General features: G+C 39.3%; 6 protein-coding genes. All 6 read left to right on the forward strand.

Annotated features, from left to right (window positions below):
- Positions 1–767, forward strand: a 767-nt coding sequence (locus Q0162_RS01635) for an ATP-binding cassette domain-containing protein (protein WP_297888095.1), incomplete at its 5' end; no start/stop codon positions are given.
- A 78-nt stretch (positions 768–845) separates the two neighbouring features.
- Complete coding sequence (locus Q0162_RS01640) at positions 846–1,211, forward strand: hypothetical protein (protein WP_297888098.1); 366 nt, start codon at positions 846–848, stop codon at positions 1,209–1,211.
- A 22-nt stretch (positions 1,212–1,233) separates the two neighbouring features.
- Positions 1,234–1,851: an SH3 domain-containing protein gene (locus Q0162_RS01645; RefSeq protein ID WP_297888101.1), complete on the forward strand. Its 618-nt coding sequence runs from the start codon at positions 1,234–1,236 to the stop codon at positions 1,849–1,851.
- Between the two features lie 142 nt (positions 1,852–1,993).
- Positions 1,994–2,434: a GyrI-like domain-containing protein gene (locus Q0162_RS01650; protein WP_297888104.1), complete on the forward strand. Its 441-nt coding sequence runs from the start codon at positions 1,994–1,996 to the stop codon at positions 2,432–2,434.
- Between the two features lie 22 nt (positions 2,435–2,456).
- Positions 2,457–3,518 carry a Fic family protein gene (locus Q0162_RS01655; RefSeq protein ID WP_297888107.1) on the forward strand — a complete coding sequence of 354 codons (1,062 nt, stop codon included), beginning with the start codon at positions 2,457–2,459 and terminating at the stop codon, positions 3,516–3,518.
- 21 nt (positions 3,519–3,539) lie between these two features.
- Positions 3,540–3,768 (forward strand): SMI1/KNR4 family protein (locus Q0162_RS01660; RefSeq protein WP_297888110.1); only part of this gene is annotated, 229 nt, incomplete at its 3' end.

A 3,768-nucleotide genomic window follows, 5' to 3' on the forward strand; every position in this document is an offset into this window, starting at 1 on the left:
TCAATATTGAGGAAATCAAACCGTCCTCTCGTCGTTACCCTGCCATCATTTTCGACCGTGACCGCGAGGCTGGCGACCAAATCCTACACGTGGAAAACCTTGCCGCGTCTATTGACGGACAGGTACTGTTCCAAAATGTGGATATCAACCTTGCCAAAGACGATAAGGTAGCCGTAATTTCTAAGGATTCACGTGCTACCACTGCCTTTTATGAGATTCTCAACGGCAATCTCAAGCCTGATGCAGGTACTTTTGCGTGGGGAATCACCACCTCACAGTCTTACCTGCCTGTGGATAACTCCGATTTCTTCACTCAAGACCTTTCTTTGGTAGATTGGTTGCGCCAATGGGCAAAAACAGAGGAAGAGCGCGAGGAAGTATATGTGCGAGGTTTCTTGGGCAAGATGCTTTTCAGTGGCGAGGAAGCCCTCAAAAACTGTAAAGTGCTTTCAGGAGGCGAGAAAGTGCGCTGTATGCTCAGCCGTATGATGATGTTGCGCGCCAATGTGTTAATGCTCAACGAACCTACTAACCACTTGGATTTGGAGAGCATCACTGCTTTTAACAACTCGCTGAAAAACTTCAAAGGCACCGTGCTTTTCACCACCCACGACCATGAATTTTCACAAACTGTCGCCAATCGTATCATCGAGCTTACCCCTAGTGGCATTATCGACCGCTATATGACCTTTGATGAGTATATGGACGACAAAAATATTCAGGAACTCCGCGAAAAGATGTATAGTGTGAGCCGCACAGGCAATTAATAATGGCAGTTACAATTGACTTTGACAAAGTTCTAAAGCTTTGTCAAAGTCTTTAAGTAAATTAATATTGGCTATGTTATGGAAAAGACAAAAGTATCTCTAACAAACTTCAAAGAATTTTCGCCTGATGAACTTCCTCGTTGGGTAATAAATGTTATTATAAGTGATATTAATAAGGAATATAGCAAATTTTGCGAACCTATCTTTGAGATTCTTCAACCTTTAGCTGAAAAAACAATATTTGAATTGAAAAATCCTGTACATGTCAGGGATGTAAGCTTTATAGAAGAAGATGAGGATACAATATCTTACCATTTATTTCATAAAATAAACAAATTAGCAGGGCTAAAAGGCAAAGGGGCTACCCTAAGAGCTGTAGTTAGGGATTTATATGGCAATGAGTGCACCTTTAATGAAATAGAAATAGATAATTTTTTTATTTAATTGAACAATCAAAAAATAAACTATGCTGCGAATTTTATTCTTATTTTTGTTAATTTCCCAGTGTGTCTTTGGTCAATTCTTTGTGGTAAAGGACAAAGATGGTTATGTAAATATCCGTGAAAAAGAAAATGTCAAAAGTAAAATACTGGGGACACTCCCTAATAATAAGCTTGTTTATATATTTCATGCTGATGAAGATATAAGTAAGTGGCATTACGTAGATAAAGGGTATATTCATAACAGCAGACTGAAACCTACTTATAAGTTTCTTGCTATTAAGAAAGAAAAAGAAAGCGATAATGCCATTACTTTTTTAGATATGGGAATTCGAGTAGAGCTTACCGCTCAAAAATACAATAAGAAAAAACATACCTTTACTAAAGAAAACAAAGGCGATCATTACGAATACAAAATAGACGGGAAACCTTTTGAAGGAACTGATGGCTCTGAGCCAGAAACGGAATATAAGAGTTTTGTGGTGAGCATTAATGGCAAACAAGTGAATATTCCTAAAAGTGCTTATAGGGATATGTATGTACCTGCCTTTAGTGAAACATCCGTTTATTATGACAAAGAAGACAATATTATCTATATAGAGGCTCAAAATGGTACAGGAGCAGGAGGATATGATGTTTGTTGACAGATCGTAAAGGGTATTTATAAAACAAGAGAGGTAGGGCATTTTAATTAAAAGGAAGACAAACCCAAACTTTTAGAGCGTAATCGGTAAGTTTGTAAGGAGTTAGAGGGAAGTTATTAAGAACTATTTAAATAAAAAGAAAATGAAAATCATAGGAATCAGTGTACGCACTACCAATCAGAACGGACAGGCGATGCAGGATATTGGGAACCTTTGGCAACGCTTTTTTAGCGAGCAAATTTTGGCAAAAATACCCAATAAGGTAAGCGATGCTATTTACAGCATCTACACCGATTACCAAAAGGACTATACTGAGCCTTACACTTGTATGATAGGGATGGAAGTTACCACGCTCAGCATAATTCCCGACGGCTTAGAAGGTAGAGAATTTCCTGAGCAAACCTTTCAAAAGTTTGTAGCCAAGGGGGCAATGCCTCAAGCAGTAGGGGCAATGTGGCAACATATCTGGGACAACGATGCCACACTCAATCGCACTTATATATATGACTATGAGCGCTACACCGAGAAATCTCAGCAAGGAGGTACCTCCGAAGTAGATATTTTTATAGGTGTAAAGGATTGATAAAAATTGGAAAAATAGTACAATGAATGACTTCGAGCAATATATAAGGGAAACTGAACCCCATCGTCGTGAAAAAGGTGAGGCGTGGCAGACAGCTATTGGCTTGCAGGCAGTAGACGGACTGAAACCTTCAGCTTATCTCGTACAAACGGCTAAGCAACACATCGAGGGGGACATTACTATAGAGGAGGCTAAGCACCTTATTGATAGCTATTATCAATCCAAGACAGTACGCCACGAACAGGGAGAAGAACGCACTGAGGAAGCCGACAAAGTTTCGGCGCGCATCACCGAATTGCTTACCGAGTCAGCTTTTAGCTTTTCCCCAGTGGCATATATAGGCATTCATCGCAAGTTATTCACCGGTATTTACAAGTTTGCAGGCAAATTGCGCGACTACAATATCACCAAAAAGGAGTGGGTACTCGGTGGAGATACGGTTCTCTATGCTAGTGCAAACAATTTGCGTGAGACTTTGGACTATGATTTCGAGCAAGAAAAGCGTTTTTCTTATCAAGGCTTGCCTGTAGAGGCAGCTATCAAGCACATAGCCAAATTTGTCTCAGGACTCTGGCAAATACACCCTTTTGGTGAGGGAAATACGCGTACAACGGCAGTTTTCACGATTCAATATCTGCGTACCTTTGGCTTTGCGATGAGCAATGAAGCCTTTGCCTATCATTCTTGGTATTTTCGTAACGCCTTAGTCCGTGCCAATTACAACAACCTTGCTAAAGGGATAACAGCAACTACCGAATATATAGAACGTTTCTTTAGAAATCTACTTTTAGGCGAAGATAACGAGCTTAAAAACCGGTATTTATTAGTAGGTGAAGAATTTCAAAGTGCAAAAGAACAAATTCCAAAGGGCAAAATTTGCACTTTGAATTGCACTTTGGAGGAAATGGCAGTATTACAATACTTACAACAAAATCCTACCGCCACTCAAAAGATTATTGCTGAGCATATAGGAAAATCAGAACGCACCGTAAAGACTATTACAGCAAATCTGGTAGGAAAAGGACTTATCGAACGTAAAAATGGTAAGCGAAATGGCTTTTGGGAAGTAAAAACAAACAATTAGTTTCATAAAATAAATAGCATTATGGAAATACCCTTTAATTTTGTGCTTTTTAAAAAGCGTTTAAACCTATTTTTAGAAAAGATAGAAGACCTTGGTGGCGAGGTAGAACCTCTTGCGATAGAAAAACCCGCTACGGAGGAAGAAATCAAAGCAGTAGAGGCAAAATTAGGCTATACACTGCCTCCTCATTTCCGTGAAGTGCTTTTGGAAAACACTGCTCATTTGGAGTTTTATTGGGATGTGAATGATG

This window comes from uncultured Capnocytophaga sp., assembly GCF_937936315.1.
In the GTDB taxonomy this organism is placed as follows: Bacteria; Bacteroidota; Bacteroidia; order Flavobacteriales; family Flavobacteriaceae; genus Capnocytophaga.